Annotated in this window: 10 protein-coding genes and 2 pseudogenes; 8 read left to right on the top strand and 4 right to left on the bottom strand. The window is 62.0% G+C overall.

Annotated features, from left to right (window positions below; translation table 11 throughout):
* Positions 1–13: 13 nt before the first annotated feature.
* The 3 genes from C934_RS0125195 (at position 14) to C934_RS0125205 (ending at position 3,946) form a co-directional block, all read left to right on the top strand.
* Positions 14–1,954 (top strand): DUF2207 domain-containing protein, encoded by a 1,941-nt coding sequence (locus tag C934_RS0125195; protein ID WP_026372069.1) that lies wholly within the window; start codon positions 14–16, stop codon positions 1,952–1,954.
* Between the two features lie 152 nt (positions 1,955–2,106).
* Positions 2,107–3,378 (top strand): phosphoribosylamine--glycine ligase, encoded by a 1,272-nt coding sequence (purD, locus tag C934_RS0125200; protein ID WP_018859336.1) that lies wholly within the window; start codon positions 2,107–2,109, stop codon positions 3,376–3,378.
* Between the two features lie 103 nt (positions 3,379–3,481).
* Positions 3,482–3,946, top strand: coding sequence for a plant virulence effector HPE1-like domain-containing protein (locus C934_RS0125205; protein ID WP_018859337.1), 465 nt, complete (start codon positions 3,482–3,484; stop codon positions 3,944–3,946).
* A 106-nt stretch (positions 3,947–4,052) separates the two neighbouring features.
* Here the strand turns inward: C934_RS0125205 and C934_RS0125210 are convergent, their stop codons facing one another.
* Both C934_RS0125210 and C934_RS0125215 read right to left on the bottom strand, forming a co-directional pair.
* Positions 4,053–4,277: a hypothetical protein gene (locus C934_RS0125210; protein ID WP_018859338.1), complete on the bottom strand. Its 225-nt coding sequence runs from the start codon at positions 4,275–4,277 to the stop codon at positions 4,053–4,055.
* A gap of 101 nt (positions 4,278–4,378) precedes the next feature.
* Positions 4,379–5,914: a winged helix-turn-helix domain-containing tetratricopeptide repeat protein gene (locus tag C934_RS0125215; protein WP_018859339.1), complete on the bottom strand. Its 1,536-nt coding sequence runs from the start codon at positions 5,912–5,914 to the stop codon at positions 4,379–4,381.
* A gap of 298 nt (positions 5,915–6,212) precedes the next feature.
* Between C934_RS0125215 and C934_RS32540 the strand changes: the two are divergent.
* Positions 6,213–7,154: pseudogene (locus C934_RS32540) on the top strand (methyl-accepting chemotaxis protein); the annotation flags it as partial.
* A 55-nt stretch (positions 7,155–7,209) separates the two neighbouring features.
* Here the strand turns inward: C934_RS32540 and C934_RS32545 are convergent.
* Positions 7,210–7,722: pseudogene (locus C934_RS32545) on the bottom strand (DUF523 domain-containing protein).
* Between the two features lie 96 nt (positions 7,723–7,818).
* On the opposite strand from C934_RS32545, the gene C934_RS0125230 reads away from it, so the two are divergent.
* Positions 7,819–8,259, top strand: a complete 441-nt coding sequence (locus C934_RS0125230) for a YqaA family protein (protein WP_018859342.1) — start codon at positions 7,819–7,821, stop codon at positions 8,257–8,259.
* A 105-nt stretch (positions 8,260–8,364) separates the two neighbouring features.
* Here C934_RS0125230 and glyS read toward each other — a convergent pair whose 3' ends face one another.
* Entirely contained in the window at positions 8,365–10,542 is a 2,178-nt protein-coding gene (glyS, locus tag C934_RS0125235) for a glycine--tRNA ligase subunit beta (RefSeq protein WP_018859343.1), read from the bottom strand.
* Between the two features lie 205 nt (positions 10,543–10,747).
* Here glyS and C934_RS0125240 point away from each other — a divergent pair, with 205 nt between their 5' ends.
* From C934_RS0125240 to C934_RS0125250, 3 genes are all read left to right on the top strand, one after another.
* Complete coding sequence (locus tag C934_RS0125240; RefSeq protein WP_018859344.1) at positions 10,748–13,057, top strand: Tex family protein; 2,310 nt, start codon at positions 10,748–10,750, stop codon at positions 13,055–13,057.
* Between the two features lie 135 nt (positions 13,058–13,192).
* Positions 13,193–14,452 (top strand): SAM-dependent methyltransferase, encoded by a 1,260-nt coding sequence (locus tag C934_RS0125245; RefSeq protein ID WP_018859345.1) that lies wholly within the window; start codon positions 13,193–13,195, stop codon positions 14,450–14,452.
* A 58-nt stretch (positions 14,453–14,510) separates the two neighbouring features.
* Complete coding sequence (locus C934_RS0125250) at positions 14,511–15,092, top strand: histidine phosphatase family protein (protein ID WP_018859346.1); 582 nt, start codon at positions 14,511–14,513, stop codon at positions 15,090–15,092.
* The last annotated feature ends 13 nt before the right edge of the window (positions 15,093–15,105 follow it).

Below are 15,105 nucleotides of genomic sequence, written 5' to 3' on the forward strand. Positions count from 1 at the left end.
GGCGAGGGGTATGATGATCCGACGGCTTTCCGGCCTTTGCTTCGTTCTGTTTCTGATGCTTGCGGCGCGTGGCGCCATCGCTGCGGAGGTGATCAACGCCTTCGCGTCAAACATTGCGCTGGAGAAGAGCGGCGCGATGACCGTGACGGAGACGATATCAGTTACCGCCGAAGGCAACCGCATTCGGCGTGGCATCTTCCGCGATTTTCCGCTGACTTATCAGGATGAAAAGGGCCGCCTCCGCCGAGTCGATTTCGACGTCATCGCGGTCAAGCGCGATGGCCGCGACGAGCCCTGGCACACCGAATCCATCGGCGGCGGCATCCGCATCTATGCCGGCTCGGAAGACGTTACCGTGAGCTATGGCCGGCACGAGTATGTCTTCACCTACCGCACCAATCGCCAGATCCGCTACTTCGACGATCACGACGAACTCTACTGGAACGTAACCGGCAATGGTTGGATCTTCCCGATCCTGATGGCGACGGCGACGGTGAACCTTCCAGATGGCGTCAGCTCGATCGATACTGCTTTCTTCACCGGCCCGCAGGGCGCGACGGACAGGAATGCAAAGATTTCAGGCGGCGGAAGTCGACTGTTGTTTTCGACGACCCGGGCGCTGAACGCAGGCGAAGGGCTGACGATCGCAGTCAAGATGCCGAAGGGCTCGATCAATCCGCCGAGCGCTGACGATGCGCGGCGCTGGTGGCTCAGCGACAACCGCGATTACTTCCTCGGCTTTGGCGGTCTCATTCTGGTCTTCCTCTATTACACGCGCTCCTGGCTGAAGGTCGGCCGTGACCCGGCGCGTGGCGTGCTGGTGCCGCGCTGGGATCCGCCTGATGGAATCTCGCCGGCGCTGGTGAACTACATCGACAATCGCGGCTTCTCCGGGCAGGGCTGGACGGCGCTGTCGGCAACGGCCCTCAATCTCGCGGTGCGCGGCTTTGTCGTGCTGGAGGACCTCAAGAACGCGATCGTCATCCGCCGCACCGACAAGCCGGTCGGCAAGGAGAAGCTGGAAGCAGGGGAAGCCAGCCTGCTTAACGCAGTCGGAGCCAAGGGCTCGCTGACGATCGATGAAGCGAACGGAACGAAGGTGAAATCGGTCGGCGACAGCTTCCGCGCAGCTATCGAGCGCGAGCACCGCGGCAAGTACTACAACGCGAATGCTGGCTACACGACCGGCGGCATAGCGCTCAGCGCCGCTTCATTGGTGGCCCTCTTCGTCTTCGGAACGCTTGAACCCGATGCGATCGCCCTGATGATCATTCCGATTGGCGTCGTCGTCTTCATCTCGGTGTTCGTCGCTGGCTTCGCCAAGTCGTTCCGCCCCGGCAGATCGCTCGGCGCGAAGATCATGTCGGTGATCGCGATCGCCATTGCTGTCTTCATCGGCTTCAGCATCGTTTCGTCGCTGGCTTTGGCGCTGTTGTCGTCGCTGGTCGAGTTGCATGAGACGCCGATGCTGTTTGCGATCGGCGGCATCATTCTCCTGAACCTGCTCTACGTCTTCATCATGGGTGCGCCGACCCCGCTCGGTGCCAAGCTGATGGATGGCATCGACGGTCTCCGCCAGTACATGACGCTGGCCGAGAAGGACCGCATGAACATGGCTGGGGCGCCTGAGATGTCGCCCCAGCATTTCGAGAAGCTCTTGCCCTATGCCGTGGCGCTTCGCGTCGAAAAGCCCTGGTCGCGCGCGTTTGAAACATGGCTTGCTGCTGCGGCGGCGGGTGCCGCTGCAGCGGCCTATGCTCCCTCCTGGTATTCGGGTAATTTTGGCAGCGGCAATTTCTCCGATCGCATCGGCGGCTTTTCTTCGTCGATGGCCTCGACGATCGCCTCCACCATTCCGGCACCGCCATCAAGTTCGTCCTCCGGCTTTTCCGGCGGCTCGTCCTCCGGCTTTTCCGGCGGCGGCGGTGGTGGTGGCGGTGGCGGCGGCTGGTAAGGCGTCCTGCTCAATCATTCCTGCTTGAGCCCCCGGCAAGCGACTGTGCTTGACGTAGCAAGTATTCCTGCTTGACCTCGGGGCAAGCATTCCTGCTTGACCTTTCGGCGCTCTCCCCTTAACCGCCAGACGGAAACGTGAAAGGGACGGGCATGAAGGTTCTGTTGATCGGATCGGGCGGACGCGAGCACGCATTGGCCTGGAAGCTGGCGCAATCGCCTCTCATGACGGAATTCTACGCCGCGCCCGGCAATCCCGGCATTGCCGACCACGCGACCCTGGTTGCCGTCAATGTCGACGATCATGATGCCATCCTTGCCTTCTGCAAGGACAAGGCGATCGACTTCGTCGTGGTTGGCCCGGAAGCGCCGCTCGTCGCCGGCATTGCTGACAAGCTGCGCGCCGTAGGCTTTGCAGTCTTCGGCCCATCGGCAGCGGCAGCCCAGCTCGAGGGTTCGAAGGGCTTCACCAAGGATATCTGCGCCCGCTACGACATTCCGACCGGCGCCTATCAGCGCTTCAACAACCCGCCGAAGGCGAAGGCCTATATTCGCCAGCAGGGCGCCCCGATCGTCGTCAAGGCGGATGGCCTTGCTGCCGGCAAGGGTGTGACTGTTGCCATGACCGTTGATGAGGCGCTTGCTGCCGTCGACGATTGCTTCGAGGGTGCCTTCGGTGCCGCTGGCGCCGAGGTCGTTATCGAAGCCTATCTCGATGGCGAGGAAGCGAGCTTCTTTTGCCTCTGCGACGGCATGCATGTCCTGCCGCTCGCAACCGCCCAGGATCACAAGCGGGTGGGCGAGGGCGATACCGGCCCGAATACCGGCGGCATGGGCGCCTATTCCCCGGCGCCCGTGATGACCAAAGAGATGGTCGAGCGCACGATGAAGGAAATCATCGAGCCGACCATGCGCGGCATGGCCGAGAGCGGCTATCCCTTCTCCGGCGTCTTCTTTGCCGGCCTGATGATCACCGCCAAGGGCCCCGAGCTTATCGAGTACAATGTCCGCTTTGGCGATCCCGAGTGCCAGGTGCTGATGATGCGTCTGAAGAGCGATCTTCTGCCGCTTCTCCACGCCACCGCCACCGGGACGCTCGATCAGGTGTCCGCCGAATGGACGGATGATCCGGCCCTGACGGTCGTCATGGCATCGGAGGGCTATCCGGGCTCCTACGACAAGGACACGCCGATCCGCCATGTCCCGGAAGCGGGCGAGGGCGCCAAGGTGTTTCATGCCGGCACAGCGCTCAAGGACGGAGCGCTGGTCGCAACGGGTGGCCGCGTGCTGAACGTTACCGCCACTGGGAAGACGGTTGGTGAGGCGCAGACGCGTGCCTATGCGCTCCTCGACAAGGTCGACTGGGACAACGGCTTCTGCCGCCGCGACATCGGTTGGCGCGCGATCGACCGCGAAAAAGCGTGAGCAAACCCGAAATCGGGTCAGTTCTCTAAATTTTTACCCTTTCCCCTGACGGGATGGAAACAAAGCCACGCTAGTCTCTTCTCAACGTGAGACGGAGTGTTCCATGCGTCAGGTCATCTTGGGTGCGATAGCTGTGTTTACGGCAGGGTCTGCCTGTGCCTCCTCGATCGAAGTCGTGGGCAAGGACGCGCGCACCAATGGCGGGAGCATCAGCCAGGAAAGCTGCCAAACCTGCCCGCCGCTTGAAAAGGTCGAGCGCGGGAAGGACTACACCGTACCGACGCTGGCACCTGGCGCGCTGCAATCCTCGGAAGTTCGCGACGTCAACGGTGAGAAGAAGCTCTATCGCACCGAAGGCTGGATGGGCGGCTCGCCCGTTGTTTTTGTAACCAAGGCGCCAGCCGAACCAATGACAGCCGCCACGCAGCCGGCCGACAACATCGACCGCGCCTCGACGACGGCTGCAGTCATCGGTGGCGACGTCAAGCCGGTCGCGGCAGGCGTGGCAGGCGTGCCGAAGGAACAAAAGGCGCCGCTCGACGTTTTCAACTTTGAACTTCGACCCTGATTTCCAGTTCCCTGCCCCAGCCTGACCAAAGTTTCGGTCGTCCGGGGTCCACCCCGCGGTGGATAAAATGCGTCCCTGAGAGAAGCAGGGACGCATTTTTTTATTTCTAGTGAGCTTTGCCGAACGGGGAGTTGCCAAAGTTCGGCGCAAGCAGGCGCGCAAGTGCGTGCAATCCAGTCGAAACATCCAGCCAACGCAAATGGTGTTTGGTGCCTTGGCTATCAGCAACGGCAGCGGCAGCTTCAGCAGCCGTCAGCTCGGGAACCGGCTCCGGCGGAGGGGAGTAGATGCGTCCCTGATCGAGGGAAAGGATGGTCAGCGTCGTAATCATGGCCGTCTCCCACTTGCGGTTTTGCTGTGGGAAGCAGTCTCTGCCGGTTGCGGCCTTCCGGTCCTGAAAGGCCCAAGGAAAAGTTCCGAAACGATCCGAAACTAGCGCTCAGGGACACCTGCCAACCTCAACCCGTCGAGGAGGGCAGCAATGCGATCCGGATATTTGCCGGGTTGGCCGACGCGGATGCGCTCGACGGTTATATCAGGCGTCAGTCGTCTCAACGCCGCTAGGTGGCGATGGGCTTCCTCCATGCGGCCGAGATGCGCACTCGCAGCAATGAGCAACCATAGCGTTGGCTCGAAATTCGGATTACTGGCCAGCGCTCTCGAAGCCCAGGCCACCGCCTGCTCGTATTCTTCGAGGATCACGTGGGCATGCGCGATGCCGCAATGCGAGAAATGCGCGCCGCGGTCACCTGGGGTCAAGCGGTTGGCCCTGTGGAAGTGGCTGAGTGCGTCGTTGACGTTGCCGCAATGAAGATGCCCGATGCCGGCCCTGACAACGACCATCGGGTTGTTGGGATTGGATTCGGCGGCCGCCTGCAGAACTGCAGGACCCCAATCGTAGTCCTTCACCGTCTGCATCAGGGCGACGCCGCAATGAGCCATGACCATGGCGTCGCCGGCGCAGTGCTCCAGCGCCCGCCGCGCCAGTGCGCCGCAGGTTTGCACGTCGTCCTCGGTGAGCGACGGCCAACCCATCGTGTAGCGATGCTCGAGCGCCCATGCCGCATGGGCAAGCAACTGCGCATTGTCAGGCTCGACGGCCAGCCCTTGCATGAGAAGCGCATAGGCGGCAGCGTTATCGCTTTCGATTTCGGTCGAGATCTTGGCCAGCGCCTGCAGGTAGATGTCGTAGGTGGCTACGCTTCCGGGCCTTTCACGTCGTGACCGCTCGATCTCGGCCGTCTGGATCAGCGGTTCGATCAGCGTTGCGACGCGCTCGGTGATGCGATCCTGAAAGTCGAATATCTCGTCCAGCGTCCCGTCGAAGGTCTGCGCCCACATATGCGTGCCGCCTTGACCCTCGACGAGTTCGGCGACAATGCGCAAGCGGTTGCCCTGCTGCCGGATGCTGCCTTCAAGCACGTAGCTGACACCGAGTTCCGCCGCGATCTTGCGCACATCCATCCCGCTGCCCTTGTAGGCAAAGGAGCAGTCCCGGCCGACGACGGCAAAGCTTCGGAACCGGCTGAGGGCTGCAATAATGTCGTCGACGATCCCATCGGCAAAGTAGTCCTGGTTTGGATCGCCGCTAAGATTGCTGAAGGGGAGGACAGCTAGGGTCGGCTTCAACTCCGGGGCTGGAGCAGCGGCTTTCGTTTCAATGTTCGCGCGGATGAAGCGGTAACCGACACGCGGCACCGTCGCAATCCATTCCTGCCCATCGGGTGTAAGACCGAGCACTTTGCGAAGCGCCGCCACCTGGACAGTCAGGTTGCTTTCCTCGACTGCGGCTCCGGGCCAAACGCGCTCCATCAGCGCATTCTTGGAAACAACATTGCCGCGGGCTTCAAGTAACACTTCAAGAAGAGCCGCGCCGCGTTGGCCAAGCGCGACCGCCCGCCCATTCCGCAGCAAGCCGCAGCCGGGATCGAGAACGAATTCACCGAAGGCATGCGAAGCCTCAGCCATGCAGCAAGTATAGCGCAACCGCCAGAGTCGGAAAACTGTACGGCGTGCCTTGCGACACCACTTCAACTTAAGGGCGCGCAGATGAATCAAACTTGCCGCACACTGCAAGAATGCACTGATTATATTTGATAATCCTTTGAGCGCCCGCACTTGGCAATTGTTAATTCATTCACTCTAACTCTAACAACCAAAGCCGGAAGACGCATGATTGTCGTCGCCACGCGTGGTCAACGCAGAGGTCGGGAGTTCATCGATCCGGGATTGCAGCCAGCGCCTGCAGCGCGAGGAAACGGTCGCCCAGAACCATGTTGTCTCGACCATCGGCCAGGCGCTGGAGCTGATCGCCCGAGGTGACCTGACGGTCCGTTGCGCCGATCTAGGCCAGAAGTACGCAGCTCTTCGCGACAACTTCAACGATGCGCTTGCGCATCTCGAAGCTGCCATGGCCAAGGTCAGCGCCAAGGGCGGCGACATTGCCGTCAGCAAGGAAGAGATCCGTCGCGCCTCAAACGATCTGTTGCAGCGCACAGAGCGTCAGGCCGCGAGCCTCGAAGAAACCTCCGCAGCGCTCGATGAACTGACCGTCGCCGTCCGCCAGACCGCCGAAGGCGCCCATGAAGCCAGCAAGCGTGTCGAGGCCGTCAGCGGCGAGGCGAGCCGTAGCGATGCCGTCGTCTCCGAAGCGATCGAAGCGATGAGCGGTATCGAGAAGTCGTCTGCCGAGATCGGCAAGATCATCGGCGTCATCGACTACATTGCTTTCCAGACGGCCCTGCTGGCTCTGAACGCCGGCGTCGAAGCCGCCCGTGCCGGCGAATCCGGCAAGGGCTTCGCGGTCGTCGCTCAGGAAGTGCGCGAGCTGGCACAGCGCTCGGCTGCGGCTGCCAAGGAGATCAAGGATCAGATCGCCCGCTCGTCCGGCCAGGTCGATCAGGGCGTCCGTCTGGTCGGCGAAGCCGGCGAGGCGCTGAAGCGTATCTCTGACCAGATCAAGGCCGCCAACGAGATCGTTGCGAAGTTCGCCCACAGCGCCTCCGAGCAGGATACCACGCTGCGGTCGATCTCGTCCTCGATGAACCAGCTCGACGCTGCGACGCAGCAGAACGCCGCGATGGCCGAGGAAACCACTGCGTCGGCCGAGTCGCTGGCAAGCGACACCGACGAGCTTCTGAACCTCATCCGCGGTTTCCGCGTTGGTGACAGCCAGGATTACAGCGCGCAGGTTCGCCGGGCCGCCTGAGGTTCGGGCGCCAAGCAAGAAAACGGTCGTCGGGCGTTCCGACGGCCGTTTTGAATTAAGGGGAGTCGGCCGTCGCGGCCTCGTCGGCAGTAAGCCCTGCGACAAGTTCCTCAATTTCGCGATCGGAGTAGACGGCAATGCCAGCCTACTTCAGAAGCGCGGCCGTCACGCCATTTGCTGCGAGCTTCTGCCCGGAAAACGTGCCGTCATAGACAAAGCCCGAGCCGCAGGAGGGGCTGCCATCGATCAGCAGCGCATAACGGCAGCCTGTTTCGATCGCGAGCGCCAGTGCATTCTCGGCAGCCCGCTTGAACTCGCCCGTCACATCGCCGCCGCTGACCTCGACGACGCGTGCACGGCCGGAGAGGACATCCTCGCCCGTGGCTGCGCCTTCAATTTCGGCGGGCGGACGCGGCACCGGCATTCCGGCGGACATCTCGGGACAGACTGTCACCAGCCGGCCTTCCTCGATCCAGCGCGCGATCGCGGGATGGGCGAGCGGCTTCGACTGGCCGTCATAACGGACGGCATGGCCCATGAGACAGGCGCTGACGAGGATCTTGTTCATGACTTTGGCATAACGCCAAGGACGTGATAGTTCCAGTCCGCCGTGAGACTTGATGAAGGGATGCAGGGTGCAGCTAAGCATTGGCGCGGACAAGCCATGACCGATCTTGCGGTTTATGCCGCGCTGTTCCTGGCGGCTTTTGCGGCTGCCACGATATTCCCGATGCAGTCGGAAGCCGGCCTCGTCGCGCTCATCCTGGCGAAGCAGCATCCGGTCATTGCGCTGATCGCGGTGGCGACAATAGGCAACGTCCTTGGCTCGGCCGTCAACTGGCTGCTCGGCGTCGGCATTGAACGATTTCGCGACAAGCACTGGTTTCCCGTCCGCCAGCCTGCGCTCGACAAGGCGCAAAGCTGGTATCGGCGCTATGGCAAGTGGTCGCTGCTTCTGAGCTGGATGCCTGTTATCGGCGATCCCATCACCATCGTCGCCGGTGTGCTGCGCGAACCGCTTCCGATGTTCCTGCTGCTTGTGACCATTGCCAAGGCCGCGCGTTATGCGGTTCTCTCGGCGGCTACAATCGGAGTTGCTGGCTGACGGAAATCAGAGATTTCCATCCTTGAATCAAAATCTGAGCAAGGATGGAAATCTGCAGCAAATGTCGGATGTTAAGGCGTCATCCGCACGCCGCATCTGATGCGCTTAACCCGAGATCTTCGAGAAGTCGGCGACCGTGCCGGTTGCCTCGCGGATCAGGCGAAGCAGGGAAAGGCGATTGGCGCGGATTGCAGCGTCTTCGTCATTGACCAACACGTCGTCGAAGAAGCGGTCGACCGGAGCACGCAGCCTGGAGAGCGCTTCCATCGCCGAGCGGAAGTCTTCCTTGTCGACGGCCGCAGAGGCTTCTGCGGAAGCGGTGGTGATGGCGGCAAAGAGCTGCTTCTCGGCGTCGAGTCGGAAGAGATTTTCGGAGACGCCGTCGGCGATCACCGTGCCCTTCTTTTCCTCGGCAGCCAGGATCTGCGTGGCACGCTTGGTGCCGACCAGGAGGTTCTTGCCATCCTCGGACGTGATGAAGGCCGTTAGTGCCTCGACACGGCGGGCGATCATCAAGAGGTCGTCGGCCTCCGGCGTCAGCACGGAATCGATGAGATCGTAGCGCGCGCCCTGATCGCGCAGATAGACCTTCAGGCGGTCATGGAAGAAGGAGAGGAGGTCGAACTGGCGTGACAGGTCGTTGTCGTCAACAGTCTTGCCTATATCCGTATCGATGCGGCCCATGTGGCTGGCGATGCGCGGCAGCAGCGTCAGGCGCACACTCCGCTCGAGAAGGATGCGGATGACGCCAAGGGCAGCCCGGCGCAGCGCAAACGGATCCTTCGAACCGGTCGGCTTTTCGTCCACAGCCCAGAAGCCGATCAGCGTGTCGAGTTTGTCGGCAAGCGCCACTGTGATCGCGACCTTGTCCTGTGGCAGCTGGTCGGACGGGCCTTGCGGCTTGTAGTGCTCCTCGATCGCGGTCGCGACAACGGCATCCTCGCCCTGAAGGGCGGCATACTTGCGCCCCATGACGCCCTGCAGTTCCGGAAACTCGCCGACAGCCTCGGTGCGCAGATCGGCCTTGGCAAGCACCACGGCCCTGTCGACCAGCTTGTAATCGGCACCGACCGGGAAAGCGACCTTTGCGGCCATGGCGCGGATGCGCTCCACGCGCTCACCCTGTGTACCCAGCTTGGCGTGGAACGTCACATCAAGCGCATCGAGCTTCGCCATGCGCTGGTCGAGCGGCTTCTTGAGGTCGAGGTCGAATTTCTTTGCCGAAGCCTCCAGTGTCTCCAGATCAGGCAGATCGCCCTGGTCGCGCTTCCAGAAGTGCAGCGCGTCGGACAGGCGCGCGCGCACGACCTTGCCGTTGCCGTGGATGATTTCCTTGCCGCCGTCGCTGGCTTCGATGTTCGAGACGAGGATGAACTTGTTCGACAGCGTGTCGCCGCCAACAGGGCGCGTCACGAAACACTTCTGGTTCGTCTTGATCGTCAGGCGGATGATCTCCGCCGGAATCGAGAGGTAGTCTTCCTCGAAGCTGCCCAACAGGACCTGCGGCAATTCGACGAGGCCCGAGACCTCTTCGAGCAGGCCTTCGTCCTCGACCAGTTCCAGTCCGTTTGCAAAGGCGACATCGCGGGCATCATGCAGGATAATGTCCTTGCGGCGTTCGCCATCGAGGATCACCTTGGCCTTTTCGAGGTTCGCGATGTAATCGCCGAAACGCTTGACGGTGATGGCGCCGGGCGCATGGAAACGATGGCCGTAGGTCACGTTGGAGGCGACGATGCCGTCGATCGAGAACGGAATGACGACGGTCTCTTCATGCTCGGTGCCGAACGTGCAGACGATCGATTGCAACGGCCGGACCCAGCGCAGCGAGCCCGGCTGAGCGGAAGCCGCGCCCCAGCGCATCGGCTTCGGCCAGGGGAAATCGCGAATGATGCCGGGCATGACATCGCTGATGATCTCTTCAGCGGTGCGACCGGGCTTGGAGATGATGGCGATGTAGAAGTCGCCCTTCTTCGGGTCGCTCTGGATCTGCGCCTCGGAAACGGAAGACAGACCGGCGCCGCGCAGGAAGCCTTCGATCGCCTTCTCGTTGGCGTCGGTGCGGGGACCCTTCTTCTCTTCGCGCACATCGGCGGAGCGCGCCGTCAGGCCGCGGATATCGAGCGTCAGCCGGCGTGGGGTCCAGTATTCGCGCGCACCCTCGTAGGAAAGTCCTGCTTCGACAAGCGCATCGGTCACGAGCTTCTTCAGGTCGCCGGCAGCCTTGCGCTGCAGGCGGGCCGGGATCTCTTCGGAGCGGAGTTCTAGGAGCAGATCTGGCATGTCACTTTCCTTGCCTTCTCTGGGGAAGGCGCCACAAAGGCGGGGCTAAAAACGGTCGCCTCTGCTAGCAAAGAATGCCGCATCTGCACAACCGCAAAAACGGCCGCTGGCCGTGCTATGTTGCTGTGGATAGGGACGTCGGGCATTGCCTTGCCGTTTTTCGCCGCTATGGTCCCGCAACTTTTGTGAAAACGCAGGAATTCTCATGGCCGCTGACCTCCGCTCGCTCGCCGCTGTCATCTCCTCCGAAATCAACGCCCGGCCGGACCAGGCCAAGGCGGCGATCGAGCTGCTGGACGAGGGGGCGACCGTGCCCTTCATCGCCCGCTACCGCAAGGAAGTAACGGGCGGGCTGGACGATACGCAGCTGCGCAACCTTGCGGAGCGACTGGTCTACCTGCGCGAACTGGAAGCGCGGCGCGATACGATCGTCGAGTCCATCAACGGCCAGGGAAAGATGACCGACGAACTGCTTGGCAAGATCGCCGGTGCCGCCACCAAGGCCGAGCTTGAAGATCTCTATCTCCCCTACAAGCCGAAGCGTCGCACCCGCGCCGAGATCGCCCGCGAGCGTGGCCTCGGGCCTCTGGCGGAGGCGATCCTGGCTGATCGCTCGAAGGAGCCTGCGACGCTGGCGGAGGGCTACATCACCGCCGATGTGCCGGATGTGAAGACGGCACTCGAAGGCGCGCGCGACATCGTCGCCGAAGGCATCGCCGAAAATGCCGATCTGCTTGGCAAGTTGCGCGCCCATATGCGCAGCGCTGCCCTGCTGAAGGCCAAGGTGGTCGATGGCAAACAGGCCGCTGGCGAGAAGTTCTCCGACTACTTCGACCATTCCGAGCGCTGGGCGACCGCCCCCGGTCACCGCGCGCTAGCCATGCTTCGCGGCTGGAACGAAGAAGTGCTGACGCTGACCATCGAGGCCGATGCCGAGACCGTCTCTCCCAACAAGCCGGTCGAGCGCATGATCGCCGCCGCCTACGAGATCGGCGCGAGCCGTCCCGGCGACCGCTGGCTGATGGACGTCGCAAGCTGGACCTGGCGCGTCAAGCTCTCCATGTCGCTGTCGCTCGACCTGATGCGCGAACTTCGCGAACGTGCCGAGGAAGAGGCGATCCACGTCTTCGCCCGCAACCTCAAGGATCTGCTGCTGGCAGCGCCAGCCGGTTCGCGCCCGACCATGGGCCTTGATCCGGGCATCCGCACCGGTGTCAAAGTCGCCGTCACCGACGCCACCGGTAAGGTCGTGGCGACCTCGACCGTCTATCCCTTCCAGCCGCGGAACGACGTGCGCGGTGCGCAGCTCGAACTGGCATCGCTGATCCGCAAGCACAATGTCGAACTGATTTCGATCGGCAACGGCACCGGCAGCCGCGAGACGGAAAAGCTGGTGGCAGACATGCTGGCCGATCTGCCGGCGCCGAAGCCGACCAAGGTGATCGTCTCTGAAGCTGGCGCGTCGGTTTATTCCGCCTCGGAGACCGCCGCCCTCGAGTTCCCCAACCTCGACGTCTCGCTGCGCGGCGCCGTTTCCATCGCCCGCCGCCTGCAGGATCCGCTGGCCGAACTCGTCAAGATCGAGCCGAAGTCGATCGGCGTCGGGCAGTACCAGCACGATGTCGATCAGCAGAAGCTGTCGCGCTCGCTCGATGCCGTCGTCGAAGACGCGGTGAATGCCGTCGGCGTCGATCTTAACACCGCTTCCGCGCCGCTGCTCTCCCGTGTCTCCGGCCTGGGCGCCTCGATTGCCGACGCGATCGTCAAGCATCGAGACAGCGAAGGTCGCTTCGAGACCCGCCGTGACCTGTTGAAGGTCGCCCGCCTCGGCCAGCGTACCTTCGAGCAATGCGCCGGCTTCCTGCGCATTCGCGATGGCAAGGAGCCGCTCGATGCCTCCTCAGTCCACCCAGAAGCCTATGGCGTCGCCAAGAAGATCGTCTCCGCCTGCGGCCGCGACCTGCGTTCGCTGATGGGCGACACCGCCGTGCTGAAGGCCGTCGATCCGCGTCAGTTCATCGATGAGAAATTCGGCCTGCCGACGGTGAAGGACATCCTGGCCGAGTTGGAAAAGCCCGGCCGCGACCCGCGCCCGAGCTTCAAGACAGCAACCTTCGCCGAAGGCGTTCATGAGATCTCGGACCTCACGCCGGGCATGATGCTGGAAGGCACCGTGACCAATGTCGCGGCCTTCGGGGCTTTCGTCGACATTGGCGTCCATCAGGACGGTTTGGTGCACGTTTCGCAGCTTGCCGATCGCTTCGTCAAAGATCCTCACGAAGTTGTGAAAGCTGGCGACGTCGTAAAAGTCCGCGTCGTCGAGGTCGATGCCAAGCGTAAGCGCATCGGCCTGTCGATGAGAAAGGACGATGGTTCGCAGACCTCCGCTCCGCGTGGCGAGTCACGTGGAAATCAGCCGGTTCGCGGCCAGAGTGACCGGCGGTCGGCTTCGCCAAAGCAGGAAAGCCAAGGTGCGTTTGGAGCTGCACTGGCTGAGGCCATGAAGCGAAAATAAGCGCTTAGCAACCAAATTTGCAAAAATGTCACACTTCGGCGACCATGTTGCCGAGGTGCGAATTACGGCGCTTGTAAGGCGGATGAGAGATACTAAGTTGATCGGATCATCCTGTCACATTGCGAGGCCTTACTTATGGCGTCGGCTTTCTTATCGATTGTCCAAAAAATCATCCGTAAGGGTAATCTGAGACTCACTCTCGCCAATGGCGAGACGCATGCGGTCGGTGATGGCACAGGCGAACTCGTTGTCGCCCGCGTTGCCGATGAAGAGGCGGAACAGCTGATCCGCCGCGATCCCACCCTAAAGCTAGGCGAAATGTACATGGAAGGCCGGTTCATTCTGGAACAGGGCAACATCTACGATTTCCTGGCGATGGTGAAGAAGAACACCACCAACGAGATCTTCGATATCCCGATGGCGGCTCTCCTGATCGGACGCATCGCCCTGCAGCAGCTGAAGAGCCGCATGCCGATCAACCGCAACAGGCGAAACGTTGCCCACCACTACGACCTGTCCGAAAAGCTCTTTGAACTCTTCCTGGACGAGGATTGGCAATACTCCTGCGCCTACTACAACCCACCCGGCATCAGCCTGGAGGAGGCGCAGGTCGCCAAGAAGCGGCACATTGCCGCGAAGCTTCTGCTCGAACCGAACCAGCGTGTCCTGGAGATCGGCTCCGGCTGGGGCGGCATGGGCATGTACCTGGTGGAATCCACGCCGGGACTGGAGCTCACCGGCATCACGCTCAGCAAGGAGCAGCTGAAGATCTCGCGGGAGCGAGCTCAGAAGCGTGGTCTTGGCGATCGCGCGCGCTTCGAACTGCAGGACTACCGCACGATGACGGGCAGGAAATTTGACCGCATCGTATCGGTCGGCATGTTCGAGCATGTCGGCATCGGCAATTTCGGCAAGTTCTTCAAGAAAGTGCATGAATTCCTAGACGATGACGGCGTCATGGTGTTGCACTCGATCGCACGTCCGAAGCCAAGCTTTGCGACCAATGCCTTCATCGAGAAGTACATTTTCCCGCAGGGCTATATCCCATCGATCGGTGAGACCATACCTTTTATCGAAAAGGCGGGACTGCTCGTCCGCGATGTCGAAGTTCTGCCGCTGCACTATGCCTACACACTGCGTCACTGGCGTGAACGCTTCGTGGCGCGCAGGGCCGAGGCGGTTGCGCTTTATGACGAGCAGTTCTTCCGCATGTGGGAATTCTACCTTGCGGGGTCGGAAATGGGCTTCCGCTGGGACGAACTTTTCATCATGCAGATCCAGATTTCCAAGAACCAGTATTCCACCCCCGATAACCGCGACTACATTGCCGAGAACGAGGCGAAGCTGAAAGAGTTCGAGGCGACGCGCACGCCGCTCGAAAAAGTCATTCTCTGATCCAGATCAAAAGGCGCGGCAAAGGCCGCGCCGTCTTTAAATTCGGAGCTTGATGACAATGGCAAGCACCCTTCCGGAAATCCATCTCGTGCGTCACGGCGAAACCGAGTGGAGTTTGTCTGGGCGGCACACCGGTCGCAGTGACATTCCGCTCACGGCAAAAGGCGAGGCCGCAGCACGTGACGTCGGTTCGCGCCTTGCGGGTAGAGGTTTTGCGGCCGTGTGGTCGAGCCCGTCGCAGCGCGCGCGCGACACCTGCGAACTCTCGGGCTTTGGCGCCGGCGCGATCGTCAAGGATGACTTGGCGGAATGGGACTACGGCGCCTACGAGGGTATCACCACCAAGGAAATCCACGCGAGCCGACCCGGTTGGCAGCTGTTTCGCGACGGCTGCCCCAAGGGCGAGGCGGCGGGCGATGTCGGCGGGCGAGCAGATCGGATCATATCGGAGTTGCGGCTGGCCAATGCCCCGATCCTGATCTTTTCCAGCTCGCACTTCCTGCGCGTCCTTGGCGCGCGCTGGCTCGGATTGCCGCCGACCGATGGCGCGCGCTTCATCCTCGACACGGCAAGCATCAGCGTTCTCGGCTACGAGCACGACCTGACGGAGCCGGTGATCAGGCGGTGGAACCAGCGCTGAAAGGTCGCCCCGG

Source organism: Rhizobium sp. 42MFCr.1, from assembly GCF_000377185.1.
In the GTDB taxonomy this organism is placed as follows: domain Bacteria; phylum Pseudomonadota; class Alphaproteobacteria; order Rhizobiales; family Rhizobiaceae; genus Rhizobium; species Rhizobium altiplani.

Bases quoted from the DNA above. Each gene is read 5' to 3' on its own strand.
- C934_RS0125250 (WP_018859346.1), top strand. From the start codon at position 14,511: ATGGCAAGCACCCTTCCGGAAATCCATCTCGTGCGTCACGGCGAAACC.
- glyS (WP_018859343.1), bottom strand. From the start codon at position 10,542: ATGCCAGATCTGCTCCTAGAACTCCGCTCCGAAGAGATCCCGGCCCGC.
- C934_RS0125245 (WP_018859345.1), top strand. From the start codon at position 13,193: ATGGCGTCGGCTTTCTTATCGATTGTCCAAAAAATCATCCGTAAGGGT.
- C934_RS0125195 (WP_026372069.1), top strand. From the start codon at position 14: ATGATCCGACGGCTTTCCGGCCTTTGCTTCGTTCTGTTTCTGATGCTT.
- C934_RS0125230 (WP_018859342.1), top strand. From the start codon at position 7,819: ATGACCGATCTTGCGGTTTATGCCGCGCTGTTCCTGGCGGCTTTTGCG.
- purD (WP_018859336.1), top strand. From the start codon at position 2,107: ATGAAGGTTCTGTTGATCGGATCGGGCGGACGCGAGCACGCATTGGCC.
- C934_RS0125205 (WP_018859337.1), top strand. From the start codon at position 3,482: ATGCGTCAGGTCATCTTGGGTGCGATAGCTGTGTTTACGGCAGGGTCT.
- C934_RS0125210 (WP_018859338.1), bottom strand. From the start codon at position 4,277: ATGATTACGACGCTGACCATCCTTTCCCTCGATCAGGGACGCATCTAC.
- C934_RS0125215 (WP_018859339.1), bottom strand. From the start codon at position 5,914: ATGGCTGAGGCTTCGCATGCCTTCGGTGAATTCGTTCTCGATCCCGGC.
- C934_RS0125240 (WP_018859344.1), top strand. From the start codon at position 10,748: ATGGCCGCTGACCTCCGCTCGCTCGCCGCTGTCATCTCCTCCGAAATC.